This window comes from Coleofasciculus sp. E1-EBD-02 (assembly GCF_040218245.1).
Lineage (GTDB): Bacteria > Cyanobacteriota > Cyanobacteriia > Cyanobacteriales > Coleofasciculaceae > Coleofasciculus.
This window is the reverse complement of the sequence record NZ_JAVJQN010000082.1, coordinates 1-15,934: the sequence shown is the minus strand read 5'-3', so window position 1 is coordinate 15,934 and position 15,934 is coordinate 1. Positions and strand designations below refer to the sequence as shown.

Sequence of the window (15,934 nt, the reverse complement as noted above, 5' to 3'; positions counted from 1 at the left end):
AGCCGATCTACCGGGGGTTGGTGAAAACCAAAACCAATCTAGGCAAGTGGCGCCACCCCGAAAGGGAGTAACCAGGAAATCTTCAAAGTGATTTGAGGAAGCCTACACCATAATCTTTGATTTGGTGTAGGAGGATGTCACCTGGGAGTGAAAGATATCATCCTCTTCCGTTTACTGTCTCCACCAAATCATCGCTAGCAACTACTGATCGCTCCTCCTTTCACTGTAGTTTTTGGGAGAAGCGATCGACCTGTTTTACACTAAGGGGATTTGTGATGTCCGTTCCTGGATGGGAACATAAGTGACGTCGTGATCACCAGTATAAATCTGGGTGGGTCGGAAAATCCGATTTTCTCCTAGTTGTTCCTTCCAGTGCGCCAGCCAACCCGCTACCCGTGCGATCGCGAATATGGGAGTAAACAAGTCGGTGGGAATACCAAGTTTCCGATAAACCAAACCGGAATAGAAATCTACATTCGCGTAAATCCCTTTATGTCCCAGTTTTTCTTCAACCGCCTGTTCTAACTCCAGGGCAATTTCGTAGTATTTATCAGAACCAAACTTCTCAAATAATTGTTCGGCTAAATGCTGGAGAATCGTGGCGCGTGGATCTTTAACCTTATAGACGCGGTGACCAAATCCCATGATTTTTGCCTTGCGCTGTAAGCAATCTTCTAGATAGGGACGGACATTTTCCACCGAACCAATTTCTTCGAGCATCGAAATCACTTCTTCATTCGCCCCCCCATGCAAGGGACCGGCGAGGGTACCAACGGCGGATGCAATTACCGCATAGGGGTCAGTCAGCGTCGAAGCCGTTACCATGGCTGAGAACGTAGACGCATTGATCGTATGTTCCGCATGGAGGGTTAAACAAACATCAAAGACGTGAGCCTCTAGGGGATCGGGTTCTTGCTCAGTGAGCATATACAGAAAATTAGCCGAATAGTCTAAATCATCGTTTGGCTTTACTGGGTCATTCCCCTTCCGCATCAGCTTAAATGCAGCTACCATTGTCGGGATTTTCGCCAACAGGCGCACAACCGCTTCCCGGATATAACTGGGATTTGGCAGAGCGCGTTTTGAGTAAAACAGACCCAGCGCTGCTGCGGACGCTTGCAATGCATCCATCGGATGTCCAGTTTCCGGGAAACATTTCATCATGTCCCGAATCCGATATTTAATCCGTCGATGGTAAATAATTTCCGTCTTAAATGCTTCTAGCTCCTCCTTGGTTGGTAGCTCACCCCAAATCAGAAGATAGGCGGTTTCTAGGAACGTGCTTTTTGTAGCAAGTTCTTCAATCCGAATACCGCGATACTCTAATATTCCCTGTTTTCCATCAACATAGCTGATACTGGATTGGGCAGCGGGAATGCCTTCTAAACCTGGTTTATACTCGCAGACAGTCATAGACTCGTGCTTTTAACCTGTACGATATGGGTTGTTTAGTTGCCCGGTGAAGGGCGCTTCCGTTTCCGGAGTAGAGACATGTTAAGTGTTCTCAGGCTAACTTACCAGAAACTGGGAAATTAGTAGTGTGTGTTACAAAAAATCTTAAGGATCGCTTAGATTAGCCATTTTGGAGAGGTTAGCAAAAATAGCTCACTGTGTCCCAGGGGAACTCCTGTTTCTTTCAGGTTTAACCCAATCACGCCCGCTTTCTTGAGGACGAGTTTTTCCTGTGCTTCTCCCCAGACCAACAATTCTGCCCAATTGCCTAAATCCGGTTGATGACCGACTAACGCCAAACAGCCTGTACCGTTTCGATTTTGACGCCATTCCTGTAGCCAGTTAACCCAGGTATGGATATCCCCATCAGGCGCAAGGCTGGGAAATTCGTCGAGTTGCTCACCTAAACCTACGTCTTGCAGAATCGCGGCGGTTTCTCGCGCTCGGACTAAGGGGCTGGTTAATATTTGGTCAAACTGCAAACCGCGATCGCGCAGTTGCTTGGCGACTTTGGTGGTTCTCTTACGCCCTTTGCTCGTCAGGGGACGATCTTCATCGTTGGCATAGTCTTCGCGATCGGCAGCGATACCATGACGGATCAAGTAAAGTTTTATTGCCATCCGTTTTTTATTTTTTCCTGAAAATTAAAATTGTAGGGTTCTCCAGGAATACAATCAAGATTTAATTTTATCCCTGTTCCCCAGCTGATGTGGTAAACCTAACTGTAGGGGCGTAAAGTTTGCGCCCTTGCCACAGAATTCAATAGACTGGGAAACACTATAATTGGCGGTAATAGCATTGAATCGTGGCAGGTTTAAGACCAATTCCCAATGGAAATAACATTTGGATGGGTGGCGCTGACAGCGTTAACAAGTTTCTGATCAGCCGTTACGAATTGACACTGCTGTCGAAGACTCAAAGCGATATACAAACTATCGTATACACTTCGTTGATAGGTTACAGCGAATTGATAAGCATCCTTCAACAGTGAAGCGGCTGGAACTCTATTAAATTTTACCAATTGGAATGCATCAATAATAGTCTGTGCATCAGATGCAGATAACCCTTGAAACCGATACAGTTTCCAGGTGATGTTTCCGACTTCAGCATAGATTAAATCCGGTGCAAGTAGGGCAATCGTTCCGGCTTGATAATCATTAAGAATTTGAATAGCTTGTGAGGAGTATGGCTGGGGGACATACCATTTGATTGCTACACTGCTATCAATTACAACCTTTTTCACCGCTACCTTTACCGATCCTGGTGCAGCAATTCAACGGAATCAGGAAACTCTCCGTATGTTTCCTGTAGATGTGTCCAAATTTTATTAGCTTGAGCAACAGCAGCTTCTCGACTACGGCGATCTTCATCTAAAATATGCTGCTCTTGTGCTTCAATCGGCTGAAACCTAGATTCGTATAAATTTATTTGTTCATTATCTTGGCTAAATGATGGAGGAATTCTATCGAGAACGACATTGACCATTGCTGAGGCTGTATCACAAGCCCACTTAGCTGCTGCCGTAACAATATCATCGGGTGGATTGCCAGCTAGCGCCCGTCCAATCAGTCGTTCAGCTTCTTGGAGTTCACCACACTCTAAGGCAAGAACGGCGGCGCTGCGGTGTAAAACAGAGCGAGTGGGTTCCAGGTCAAGTTGATTGGCAACTAAATCAGCCGCTGCCCGTTCTTTGGCAAAGGCGGCTCGATAAAACTCTCGCATTGCCTTAGCATCGCCCCGTTGACGGGCTAAGACCGCCTGGTCTACCAATTCCATTGCTTCTCGGTGAAGAGTTTCTATGTCCTGCATTTTTCAACGATATGAGCTTTGGGAGTGCTAAATTCAACCACAGCAACGTAGCCAGGAGCCACGGTGTCTGAAGGACTGATCTGCTTTAGCTTCATATTAACTTTGGATTGGATAATGCTTTCATAATCGCATGAATAAATGTGGATGTGGAGCCTGTAATATAGGAAGCCACACTCGTTTAATCGGCATGAATCACATTATCTTTGGGATTAACTAAGCGCCAGAGTTTTTGCTTGATTTGAATATCAAAGACTTCCCATTTAAGCTTGGTGTATTCGGTATTGTCATTAAAGCCACCTAAGAAGCCAATGGGGATTTCAAACCCCCCGGCGGTCATGCGTCCACCACCAAAGAATCGTCCCTGATTGTCTTGACCAAAGGCTTCCTTAATAAATTCATCGGGATCAAGGGTGATTTTACTGGTTCTCAAGGAACCAATCACGACTTCGACTTCTTCGTCTTCGTTGTGAACAATTCCGTAAACGACAGCCGTATGGACATTTTCTTCAGTCACCAAAAAGTCAGCGGCTTGGGGAATTGCATCCCGGTCATCGTACCGTAAATAGCCTACCCCCGCCATCGAGAAATTATTCTGAACAATACGGTTTTTCAGCGATCGCTCAATCACATCCATGACTCGTCGCGATCGCGCGGTTTGCAGGACAGCATTAAGTAACTGTACGTCGTAGAAACGACTCAAATACGCCGCCGCTAGGAAATCCTCTTCCGTCGCCCGCATCAAGCGATCGGTATCGGCACGTAGACCGTGCATTAGTGCTGTAGCACACTTAACATGGGTACTAATGCTACTATCAAGCTTGAGTAACCCGGTTTGTAGGTATTGGCTGAGGATCGTAGCAGTCGCCCTTGTCTGAGGTCGCAAATCGGTAAATTCTGCTTCCAGATTATCCTGAGGGTTGTGATGGTCAATCAGGACGACAATGGGGACACCTGCTTGTTTGACAAAGGGCATTAATTGGGTTGTGGTTCCCTGATTATCAACCAGTACACAACCTTGATACACGGAGAAATCCCGATCCTTCAATGTCTGAATTCCCCAGCGCTTAGCAGGTAAGTTGGTCAACTTGACCAAGGCAATGTTTTCCTGATGAGACAAAGTTCCTGCATATACAATGTCACATTGAATATTGTACTGTTGAGCAATTAACTGGTAAGCCCAAGCACTCGATAGAGCATCAGGATCAGGGAAATCTTGAATGACAATAAGCTGGCGTTCTGAACTGTGACGATCTAAAACCTGTTGCAGTTCTCCTATTTTAGCTTGGGATGCATCAAAACGCCGCCGACGTTCACCGGTATTGTTACTGCGGTTCTTGGGATTTTTTGGGGAAGTTTTTTGTTGGTGTGAAGCTACCGCACTCCCATCCGAAGGTGATGCTTTAGGGGGGAGAGCGTTATTATTGACAGATTTAAGTGAGTTGGATTCCATCGCGGACAAGATATTCAGCCATCATAGTTTTACACCAATCGCCCCTGGAATAGGGGCTGGTGATTGAATGGGCATTGGAACCCACTCTTATACCTTATAGCCCAATATCTGAAATTAAATTTTTTCAGGGATCTTAAACACCAATCACATACTTTCGCCATTCCTGATGGACTCCGCCTTTAACCTGTTTAGCCACCTCAAAGTGCAAACTGCTATAGGGTCTGCGGGGTTGATGTCGTAATATCATGTTGGCTTCCTTAGGGGTTCGGTTGCCTTTTTTGACATTACACCGTACACAGGCGGTGACAATGTTTTCCCAAGAATCTCCCCCGTGTCGAGAACGCGGAATCACATGATCGAGGGTTAAATCATCACCCGTGTATCCGCAGTATTGACAAGAATGACTATCACGATAGAGGATATTGCGGCGGGTTAAGGGAATTTCTTTGTAAGGAACCCGAACGTAATGGCGCAAGCGAATAACTGTGGGAAGCGGTAACTCTGGATAGACATATTTGCCGTTGTGTTCAATCTGTTCCGCTTTGCCTTTGAGCATCAAAACAACCGCTCGCCGCCAATTGGTGACATTGAGCGGTTCGTAGGAGGCGTTTAACACCAGAACCTTGCTCATTAGGAGATCGAAATAAAGTGAATATTATTCCAGATAGTAACACAGGTTGATGAGGCTGGGTCATATTTTCATGATCACTTATCAAAGCTAAACATCAGCGCGATCGCGGATTTGTCATTCTCCAACGCCGAATTTTTTTCGCCCAGCTTGCGGGTTCAGTCTAAGATTTAAGTTAGGCGTATCCTATATCTAGTGTTTTCAGTTTTGATATTAATCATTTCAACACTAAATATAGAAGTTCAGATCACGGCTTCTCCGCTCCCGGAGCGAACTTAACCGAAAATGTTTCGGTCTACTGAATTTTTTTACCCCGCAGCCAATAGGTTGTCATTTCTCCCTTACCTTTAATCTGAATCACACCGCGTTCCTCAAACTCGTATTCCTCTTTGAGCAATTCATAGGTCGCCTGTGTTACCTGAATGCGACCTGGTAAGCCATGAGACTCCATGCGGCTAGCCGTATTCACCGTGTCACCCCACAAATCGTAGCTAAACTTTTTAATGCCAATCACACCCGCGACGACAGGACCACTATTGATTCCAATCCTGAGGCGAAAATTCTCTCCGGTTTCGTGATTAAATTCATCAATGGCTCGCTGCATCTCTAACGCCATCTGCGCGATCGCCTGAGCATGATCCAGACGCCGCCGAGGGAGTCCCGCCGCTACCATATACGCATCGCCAATGGTTTTAATTTTTTCTACGCCATGTTCCTCGACGAGTCGGTCAAATTTGGAGAAAATCTGATTCAGCAGTTCAACCAGTTGAGTCGGTGAGGTTTGGGTAGAAAACTTGGTAAAATTAACCAGATCGGCAAACATAATCGTTACCCCTTTAAAACTCTCCGCGATCGTGCGTTGACCCCGCTTCAACATCTCTGCTACAGGTTGAGGTAAGATATTTAACAGTAAGAGTTCGGCGCGTTTACGGGCGCGAGTCAGGGCAACTTCAGCTTGTTTTTGTTCGGTAATATCCGATACCGTTCCTTCGTAGTAGAGGAGTTTACCCGCTTCATCTTTAACCGTATCGATATTTTCCACAATCCAAATAATGCTGCCATCTTTCCGATAAACCTGAGACTGAAAGTCGGATAAGGTGTTGTAGCGCTGTATTAAAGCGGCTAACTCTTCCTGGCGTGTGGGTTCAACATACAGTTGTTCGCCAATATTCCTCACCTGTTCCATGAGGTCTTCGGGGGAGGTATAGCCTAAAATTTTAGCTAGGGCTGGATTCGCGGTGATATAGCGTCCCTCAGGCGTGGCTTGGAAAATGCCCTCGGTAGCTCGTTCAAAGATACTGCGATATTTCTCTTCCGCTTGACGCAGGGAAGCTTCTGCTCGTTGTCGTTCTTGAATTTCGGCTTGGAGTTGCAGATTTTGCTCCTCTAGCCGCTTTTGCAGGTTCCGGAGCGCCAGATGGGTTGTCACTCTGGCTTTAACTTCTTCCTGCTGTACGGGTTTAGTGATGAAATCTACGGCTCCCAGATTCAATCCTTTGACTTTATCCACCGCATCAGACAGCGCACTGAGAAACAGCACCGGGATATCCCGTGTGGCTGGATTCGCTTTCAGGCGACGACAGGTTTCAAAGCCATCAATCCCTGGCATCATCACATCCAGTAAGATGAGATCGGGTTTGGCATACTCGACTTTTTGCAGAGCGCTTTGCCCATCCTGCGCCACCAAAACTTTGAAGCCAGAATCGGTTAAAAAATCAAAGAGGACACCGAGATTATGAGGAGTATCATCGACAATAACGATGACGCCTTGATTAGAATGTTCATCATTCATCGGGGCTGACGTAGTTTGGTTCATAGTTCATAGTTCATCGTTCAGGGTTCATTACCTGATGAAATTGCCATGAACGGTAAACAATAGATGATAAGCCTGAGATGGAAGATACACCAACTTCAAAATCAAGCCAGAGTAGAGATACCGGTATTGTTGCAAATCTCCTCTGCTTCCCCAGCTTCCCCAGCTTCCCCAGCTCCCCCAGCTCCCTCTGCTCCCTCTGCTTCTCCAGCCAATCACGGAGGTGAGGAGCGAGAGGGTGAAGGTATAGAGCATACACTCTGAGAGTGAGGATCGTCCAGTGGTAGAAAAACTGCGCGATCGCGTCCCGTTTCTTTTGCCTGATACAATGCTTGATCCGCCGCCGCTATTAGCGCTTCCGGAGAGGTTTGATGACAAGGAACCGTGCTAGATACCCCCACACTTAAGGTGACAGAATTTTTTATCGGCGATCGCGGATGCGTCAAACCTAACTGAGTCAGCTTCGACTGAATAAATTTGCCCACTTGTAACGCGCCTTGGGCTGGGGTATTCGGTAGAATCACCGCAAATTCTTCTCCTCCATAACGGGCGACTAAATCAGCGGGACGCTTTACCACCTGTTTCATCGCTTGCGCCACCTTATACAAACATTCATCCCCAGCTTGATGCCCCTTAGTATCATTGTAAAGTTTAAAATAATCCACATCACATAAAAGCAACGACAACACCCATTGTTCTCGTCGCGAAATCCGCCACACTTGGTTAAAATATTCATCAAATCGATGCCGATTCGCCACCTGAGTTAAACTATCTAACGTGGCTAAACGTTTCAGTTGAGCATTCGCTTTTTGCAGTTTTGCCTCAGCCTCCTGACGCTGCTGAATCTCCTGTTGGAGTTGCTGATTTTGGACTTGCAGATTTTGGCGTAGCTTTTGAATCGTCAGATGAGTATTCACTCGCGCCAACACGATTTCCTGTTGGGTGGGCTTAATAATATAATCAACCGCGCCTAATTCAAATCCTTTGATGATAACCGCCGTTTGAGACAGGGCGGTAAGAAAAATTACTGGGATATCGTGGGTAGCCGGATTAGCTTTCAGACGCCGACAGGTTTCAAAGCCATCAATTCCTGGCATAATCACATCCAGCAAAATGATATCGGGATGCTCAACTTCAGCTTTTTTGATTGCACTGTCACCATCCCTTGCCACAATAACCTGAAACCCTGCCTCACTCACAAAATCTAACAGCACTTCTGAGTTGGTGAGATTATCATCAACAATGAGAATTGTTTCTTTGTCATTCGTCATTTTTTATTCGTAATTTGTTAATCGTCATTAGTCATTTGTCATTCGTCATTAGTCATTCGTCATTAGTCATTTGTCATTCGTCATACTCGCTGTCGCGAGAAGCAAGCTACGTCATTTGTCATTCGTTATGCACTCGATTTGGGCGGGTTTAGTTACATTTGGGTGAAGGAAAACACGATAGTAGTAAAACCCGCCCCTACAAACCAAACTAAACAATTTTAATCCTCTCTCTCGTTCATGTATTTTTTCACAAATTCTAGAATTTGTTTTTCCTGAAAACCATTGGCTAAACGGCGCAGTTTCTTGGCAAATAGAACCCATCGCGAATCAAGTTGTTCAAGTTTATCGGCTTGCTCACTAATCCCTTTAATATCACCCATCATCGCTAATTCATAAAGAACATTCATTTCCTTTTGGGGCGGTGCAACAATCTTTGATGCAGTAATCGAAACCTCGGCATTTTGATCAGGTAATCTTTCTGAAGGGTAAGCACTACTGGGTGCATCGTCGGATTCATAAATCCACTCTAAATCGAGATGCTTTTGCAGAGTAGCAAAGAGAGTTTTAGCTTGTATAGGTTGTCCAATAAAATCATCACAACCTGCGGCGAGAGATTGCTGTTGTTTTTCTCCAAAAACGCTAGCTGAAATCGCCAACACAACGGTATCCCGTAACAATGGAATTTCTCGTATCCGTTGAGTCGCTTCTAATCCATCGAGTTTTGGCATGATCAAATCCATTAAAATTGCGTCAGGGTGTTCTTGTTGCGCTTGCTGGAGACAGTCTTCACCATTGATCGCTTCGAGTACCTCAAATCCTAAGGGTAACAACAAGTTGACTAAAATTGAACGATTTTGCCATTGATCATCAGCAATCAAAATTTTACGCGGATAACCGCAAAACCCAATAATAATTCGATCTTCCACCACATCCGTTGCTTGATCCGGAGAGACGGCGGGTAACTCTAAATCAACATAAAAGGTACTCCCTTGACCAACATGACTTTCGACATGCAGTTCGCCGCCAAGGAGTTGAACTAATCGCTGACTAATCGCTAATCCTAATCCCGTTCCTTCCACCTGGCGATTTCGATCGCCAATTTGATGGAAGGGTAAAAATATATCGTTTAATTGTTCAGCCGCAATGCCAATTCCGGTATCTTCAATTTGAAAGCGCATGGTGCTAGATGCTTCTGTCGCTGGTTCTTGGGCTGAAGTATAGCCCACTTTAAATGTGATACTCCCCTGATCCGTAAATTTAATCGCATTTCCTAACAAATTAATTAGCACTTGTCGCAATCGTTTTTCATCACCCCGGACAATTTTAGGTAAAGGAGAGAGAGGTTGATAGTGAAACGCAATGGCTTTTTCGTCCGCCCGGATACGAACCATTTCGATAATGCCTTCCAGAAAATGAGGGAACTGAAATTCGCTTAAACATAACTCCATTTTCCGGGCTTCAATTTTAGACAAGTCTAAAATATCGTTGAGTAGGGTTAACAGGTGTTCCCCACACTGTTGAATAATACTCAGTCCCTGCTGTTGCTTGGCGGTGGGATGAGGTTCGCGTTTGAGAACTTGGACATAGCCTAAAATACCGTTGAGGGGCGTGCGGAGTTCATGACTCATATTCGCCAAGAATTCACTTTTAGCATGATTGGCAGTTTCGGCTTCTTGGCGGGCTTGTTCCAGGTGTAAATTCTTTTCGGCTAATTGTTGACTAATTCGGGTTTGTTCTTCTAACAGTTGACTCTGGGCGAGGGCAATTCCTACCTGATCCGCGAGTTGACTCAATAGTTCAATTTCAAACATTTCCCACTGTCGCGGACCACTACATTGATGGGCAATTAATAGACCCCAGAGGTTCTCTCGTTGTAGAATGGGAACGACTAAATTCGCTCTTACGCCAAAGGGTTGTAAAAGTTCGATATGGCAGGGTTCTAAGTCAGCTTGGTAGAGATCCTCGATCGCGCGAATGCGTCCTTGGCGGTATTGATCCAGGTAGCCTTCCCGAAAACAGGGATCATAAATCTCCTGTCCTTGAATTGGTGTCCAGCCAGGAACTACAGCTTCCGTCATAATCACCCCGGTTCCATCATCATTGAGTTGGTAGATCACCACCCGATCCACTTGCAAAATTCGGCGCACTTCCGTTACTGTCGTTTGCAGGATGGCATCCAGTTGTAAGGATTGGCGAATCTTCAGCGTAATTTCGGCAAAAAGTTGCCGTTGTAGGGTTTGACGGCGCAGTTCAGCTTCGGAATGCTTGCGTTCGGTGATATCTTCAGCAATCCCAGCGATACGGGTCATTTTACCCTTGTCGTTAAACACGCGAAACGTCCGCACCCAAACCCAGCATTCACTCCCGTCGGGACGTAAAATGCGGTATTCTTGTTCAAAGTCTTGTTCACCTTGCAGTTGTTTCCCTAACGCCTCCGCCACGCGATCGCGATCGTAGGGATGAATATTATCTAACCAGGTCATCGGCTGGTCGTACAGACTTTCGCGGGATCGTCCCCAAACTTCCTCATAAGCGGGACTCAGATAAAACATGCGGCTTAAATCGGGTGTGGTTAAAAAGAACACTTCCCGAATATTTTCCGCCAGTTGACGGAATTGTTCCTCTCTCTCCAGTAACGCGGCTTCTGCTTGTTTGCGATCGCTAATATCCGTATGGGTCCCGACAATGCGTGTCACCTTACCATTTTCATCCCGCAGAACCAATCCGCGCGATAAAAACCAAGGGGTTGAACCATTAGAGTGAACCATGCGAAACTCTAATTTCCACTGCGATAGTTCACTAATGAAAAGTTGATCGATGCTAATTTTCACCATCGACTGATCTTCTGGATGAACCCGCGCCATCAACTCATCAAAGCTGGGAGTATCACGGTTTTCGGGATAACCAATCAGTTGCAGGAATTGGGGGGAATAATAGTAGGTCTTGGTTTTGAAGTTAATGTCAAATAATCCGCTATCATTGGCTTGAATCGCTAAAGCAAACCGTTCCTCACTCTCCCGCAAAGCCGTTTGTGTTTCCTGACGTTGAGTAATATCCAATGCCATGGACGCAATCCCAACAAGATTCCCCTGGCTATCAATTAGCGGTGTATTATACCATTCACAAATAATGGTTCTGCCATCTTTGGTGATATTCTGATTACAGGAACGAGCAACTTGTTTGTCATACCAAAGTTTAGCTTTAATTTGTTTAATTTTAGCTTGGGCAGCAGGGGGTACAATTAGGGTAGACGGATGACCTAAAGCTTCGTCTCGACGATAGCCAAAAATGCTTTCCGCCGCCGGATTCCAATCAACAATATGCCCTTCTGTATTCCATTCAATCACCGCTAAGGGAGTTTGTTGCACCAACAGGGCGAGACGTTGATCATTTTTCCGCAGCGCCTTCTCCATCTGCTTCTGTTCCACCACTTCGGCTAAGAGTTGGCGATTAGCGGCTTTTAGGGCGGCGGTTCGTTCCTGAAACTGTTGATCGAGATGGGCAACGATATCACGAGACTGGGTGTCGCGATCGCATAATTCTTGATAAGCCGTGGCGCGATCGCTGACAATAGCAGCGACAATCAGGGCGGTTATGGCGAAGATGGCAATAAACACATCTTGGGAAACGATAACCCGATTAAATGACTCAAACCTCTCAGCCTGTTGCCAAAAAGCAATACTCGCGACTACACCAATCCCCAATGTTGTGATCCGTTGACCCCATTGTAGGGCTGACCCTAAAATAAACGGAAATAGCAAATACTTTAAGTCAAGTTGAACAAAAGGCTGATATAACAACTCGCTTAACTGAGTAGCAAGTTGGTGATGAAACTGGACTCCGATCGGATTAGAAGCCGTTAGGCTATCACCTGTTACAATAACTGAGGAACTAGCTGGAATCGAGAAAACACCAAACACCAACCCACTCACGATTCCCAATCCAATCAGCCAGACTCCAACTTGCCAGATGATTGTTGATGTCGTAGGGGCGGGTTTCACTACCCTTGTTTCTGACTTAACCCAGATGTGCCTAAACCCGCCCTTACCCAAGTTTTGAATGAACTGCATAACTTCCCTATCATCCCCATTTCCCCCATCTTCCCCATCTCCCTCATTCCCCTCATCCCCCGACTGCATCATCGAATAACCCTGAGTCAGCAGTACAGGCGTAACAATTAAAAGTCCCATCGCATGACTCAACCACCATCGCAGCCAATCCCCTGCACCCCATTCCCCCGCCAAAACTTCACCCAACAGACGAAGAGTCGGACTCACCAGGGATGATAATAGAACCATACCCACCAGGAATTTGACCACATCCCGGCGACGATTTAACCCTGGATGCATCTCCCAGGATTGAACCAATGTTACACCCCACCAAGCTTGTAGCGTACAGCCTAAACAGGATGCGATCGCAACCGTTCCCGGAATTCCCATCAATATCGCCCTAGATAACTCTCCCAAAGCCACACCCAGCCACAGATTGCGCCCCAGTAACAAGAGGGCGGCTTGACTAATTCCAGGGGGAATCCAGATCAAGGGGATAATCGTCTGACGGCTAAAAATTTGGGCAGTAGCGATATAAATTAGCGTCAGGGCTAAGACATTGAAAAAATATCGTCCTAACGGAGAAAGATTCCAGGTTTTGTTCATCGGACTTTCTGACGTTTAAATTATCCAGGATGAATGATTATACGCTGTGAAATAAAGTCATCAAGCGCTTACTTGGGGCGGATTTATGGGGGCAATCGAGATAGCACCAATACCATTCCCACAAAACCTATCCTTTCCCCATCCGCCAAGCGGCTACAATCTAAACTCTAAAACAGATCACCATCGTGGGGAATAGGGAGAGCGATCACCCTTAGAGTTTAACATTTTAACTCAAAGCAATAAATTCAAACTAAAGCTAGGTTCGTAAGTACTTTGACATTCACCTTAAAATTAATAGTACTGAAATAAGCATTAGGGAATCGCCAAAACCTTTGCTATACCGTAGGGTAGGCATTGCCCACCAGTATACCAGTCAGTGGCATTCACCTTAAAATCAGTAACATTAGACTTTATTTTGTATGGTGTCGCGTTAGCCTAGCGGGATGTAGTAAATTGTTGCTAAACCAGTTACCCAGAGATGACTGTGATCTTCATCATATTAATCAAAAAATAATGTCACACTTTACTCTCAGATCTCTCACAAGTTGATCATCTGAATATCACCGGACTTAAGGACAAGTAACACAGATTACATTTGGACAATGAAGAATAATTTGAATAGTCAAAACACATCAGATCAGATATCTCTCAGAATCTAAAATCTGATCCACCTGTTTTCATCTACGTCTTTGGTCTTGCTATGAACCTTTGGATCATCAGTCTGTACACGCTTGTTTCGCTTTATTTATTAGTCGCTTGGTTACGCTTTTTTAAACAAGGAAGAGGAATGTCAGATCAGCAAAAAGTTTTATCGTTACTCACCATTGGTGTCGCCACAGTATTTTGGCCCCTTGTTCTCCCCATTGCTTACGTAAGGTTATTGAAGGCAACCGTATCACAATCGTAGAGATGTTCTGCTGAACCAAGTTAAAAACATTAGGCAGATTGTTTCATAAAGGGTGCATCTAATTAAACTCAACATTACCGGATTCCAGTTTTGTAACCTAGAATAGCTCGATAGGTAGTTGGACAAAATTAAAGGTTGAGATTGGCAAGGAAGGGGAAACAATCAGGAGTTGAGACCTGTTAACATTTCTCAATACAACGAACAGAATTTATGTTGAGGTATTTATAACTATTTCAAATGATTTGTGAAAACAGATGAGGTGAAAAACCTTGCCCAGTCCGGTAGCTATTTCACAAATCATCCAGATAGACTAGACAATCAAGTAATAATTAGCAAATTGAATAGACATCTGATATAATACCTGAGACTTTGACGAATTGTGTTTATTTATACCTGGAGTTTAAAGATGACACTTTTGCTTATTAGTGTTTACATGTTGACTGGGCTTTATTTATTAGCCACTTGGTTACGCTTTCTCAAAAAAGGAGCAGGATTATCACCTCAGCAAAACGTCTTATCTTTCCTCACTGTGGGCATCGCGACGTTATTTTGGCCCCTTGTTCTCCCCATTGCTTACGTGAAATTATTAGATGCTACAGCATCGTAATCGTAGGGATATTCCGGTGGAACATCTTTAACAAGACTGAAACCAATCACGCACCAGGTTAATTGAACCCTGGAATAAGTAGGTGGACACAATTAAAATTAACGGATGAGATTAGGGAACACCTCGGACTTCGGCGTGAGCGCTCAGACTTCGGCGAGACGTTTGGCGATCGCTCAGTCGAGTCGCGATCAGTCGAGCCGTCGAACGCTTATTTCGACTTACCTCGGCTTGCCTCGACTTCGCTCGGCAACACGCTCGGTAACACGCTCGGCAACATGCTCGGTATGTAACAGGGAACAGTAAGGGTTTGAGAGCGGTTTACCAAACTGACTTCGGAGCGTGCCGTTTTCTTTTGTCCGACTACTTAAGAGGGACTTACCTTACAGGTGGGTAAGCCCTTTTCTCAACCCTCTGGTAGAGTAGTCAGTAAGAGTCTTTCGGGAAAACTCAGCGTCATTGACAATCCCCGGAAAAACTGAGTCAGAGATGATCGATCATGTCACAACTTGTAAAAGCTCAACTGATTTCTACAGATGGTGGGGGAACAATTGATTTCATGTTCAACCCCAACCAGTTGGCGTTTAGCCAGCAAATTAACTTAACAAAAAGTAGTGGAGCGCGAACGGGTCGAGGATTACCCAAGGTCAACTTTGCTTATCCTGAACCTGTTACCCTCTCGATTAACGATATTATTTTTGATACCTATGAGACAGGTGAGAACGTCCTCCGCCATCTGAAACAGTTTGAGAAAGCGGTAAATTTTGCTGAGTCGGGGGAAGGAAAGGAAAAACGTCCTCCCACTTATGTGTTTACCTGGGGATCTCAGGAGTATATTCGCTGTTTTGTTACAAAAGTTGATTATAACTTGACCATGTTTCTGCCCGATGGGACACCCGTCCGAGTGTCGGTAAACCTGACGTTGGAAGAAATTGATGAGTCTGTGTCTCAACCAGGGATGGGAACGCCCCAACCCGGTGCTAGCCAGCGTCATACTGGTGGGCGTTAATGTAGTGGCATGACCCACCTTATTTGGTGGAATAGAATTGTAGGGGCACACCGACGTGCGCCCGATTTAATCGTAAAATCTATGCCACCATTTTAGCTGTGTCAGTCCAGTAGGTTGGGTTTCGACTTCGCTCAACCCAACCTACGGTAATGCTATCCATCATCAATCCGACCATAGTTTAATTGACATCAGACCTTTTATCTTAGTAGGGGGTTTGGGGGAGTTGTAAGACCCACGCTGTAGTTTTAATTCAGCGTTGGGATACACAACTCCCCCAAGTTAATTTTACGGGATTCAATCTCTCTAAAATTAACATTTAATAGTACACCACTAGCT

Annotated in this window: 10 protein-coding genes and 1 pseudogene; 2 read left to right on the top strand and 9 right to left on the bottom strand. The window is 45.3% G+C overall.

Features of this window, described 5'->3' with window-relative positions; genetic code table 11:
- Positions 1–255 precede the first annotated feature (255 nt).
- The 9 genes and pseudogenes from RIC07_RS13525 to RIC07_RS13485 all read right to left on the bottom strand — a co-directional run bounded on the left by RIC07_RS13525 (position 256) and on the right by RIC07_RS13485 (position 13,078).
- Positions 256–1,413: a citrate synthase gene (locus tag RIC07_RS13525; RefSeq protein WP_446394995.1), complete on the bottom strand. Its 1,158-nt coding sequence runs from the start codon at positions 1,411–1,413 to the stop codon at positions 256–258.
- A gap of 155 nt (positions 1,414–1,568) precedes the next feature.
- Positions 1,569–2,072: a phosphohistidine phosphatase SixA gene (gene sixA / locus RIC07_RS13520; RefSeq protein WP_446394994.1), complete on the bottom strand. Its 504-nt coding sequence runs from the start codon at positions 2,070–2,072 to the stop codon at positions 1,569–1,571.
- 194 nt (positions 2,073–2,266) lie between these two features.
- Positions 2,267–2,695: a type II toxin-antitoxin system VapC family toxin gene (locus RIC07_RS13515; RefSeq protein ID WP_446394993.1), complete on the bottom strand. Its 429-nt coding sequence runs from the start codon at positions 2,693–2,695 to the stop codon at positions 2,267–2,269.
- Between the two features lie 284 nt (positions 2,696–2,979).
- Positions 2,980–3,261 (bottom strand): annotated as a pseudogene (locus RIC07_RS13510) (hypothetical protein); the annotation flags it as partial.
- A gap of 178 nt (positions 3,262–3,439) precedes the next feature.
- Positions 3,440–4,711 carry a DHH family phosphoesterase gene (locus RIC07_RS13505; protein WP_446394992.1) on the bottom strand — a complete coding sequence of 424 codons (1,272 nt, stop codon included), beginning with the start codon at positions 4,709–4,711 and terminating at the stop codon, positions 3,440–3,442.
- A 133-nt stretch (positions 4,712–4,844) separates the two neighbouring features.
- Complete coding sequence (locus RIC07_RS13500) at positions 4,845–5,342, bottom strand: HNH endonuclease (RefSeq protein WP_006105078.1); 498 nt, start codon at positions 5,340–5,342, stop codon at positions 4,845–4,847.
- 292 nt (positions 5,343–5,634) lie between these two features.
- Positions 5,635–7,155, bottom strand: a complete 1,521-nt coding sequence (locus RIC07_RS13495) for an adenylate/guanylate cyclase domain-containing protein (RefSeq protein ID WP_446394991.1) — start codon at positions 7,153–7,155, stop codon at positions 5,635–5,637.
- 212 nt (positions 7,156–7,367) lie between these two features.
- On the bottom strand, positions 7,368–8,423 hold the full coding sequence (locus tag RIC07_RS13490; RefSeq protein ID WP_446394990.1) for a diguanylate cyclase domain-containing protein: 1,056 nt from the start codon (positions 8,421–8,423) through the stop codon (positions 7,368–7,370).
- 218 nt (positions 8,424–8,641) lie between these two features.
- Positions 8,642–13,078 carry a PAS domain S-box protein gene (locus RIC07_RS13485; RefSeq protein WP_446394989.1) on the bottom strand — a complete coding sequence of 1,479 codons (4,437 nt, stop codon included), beginning with the start codon at positions 13,076–13,078 and terminating at the stop codon, positions 8,642–8,644.
- Positions 13,079–14,391: 1,313 nt separating this feature from the next.
- Between RIC07_RS13485 and RIC07_RS13480 the strand changes: the two genes are divergently transcribed.
- Together RIC07_RS13480 and RIC07_RS13475 are read left to right on the top strand one after the other, a co-directional pair.
- Complete coding sequence (locus RIC07_RS13480; protein WP_446394988.1) at positions 14,392–14,592, top strand: hypothetical protein; 201 nt, start codon at positions 14,392–14,394, stop codon at positions 14,590–14,592.
- A 496-nt stretch (positions 14,593–15,088) separates the two neighbouring features.
- Complete coding sequence (locus tag RIC07_RS13475; RefSeq protein WP_446382207.1) at positions 15,089–15,598, top strand: CIS tube protein; 510 nt, start codon at positions 15,089–15,091, stop codon at positions 15,596–15,598.
- The last annotated feature ends 336 nt before the right edge of the window (positions 15,599–15,934 follow it).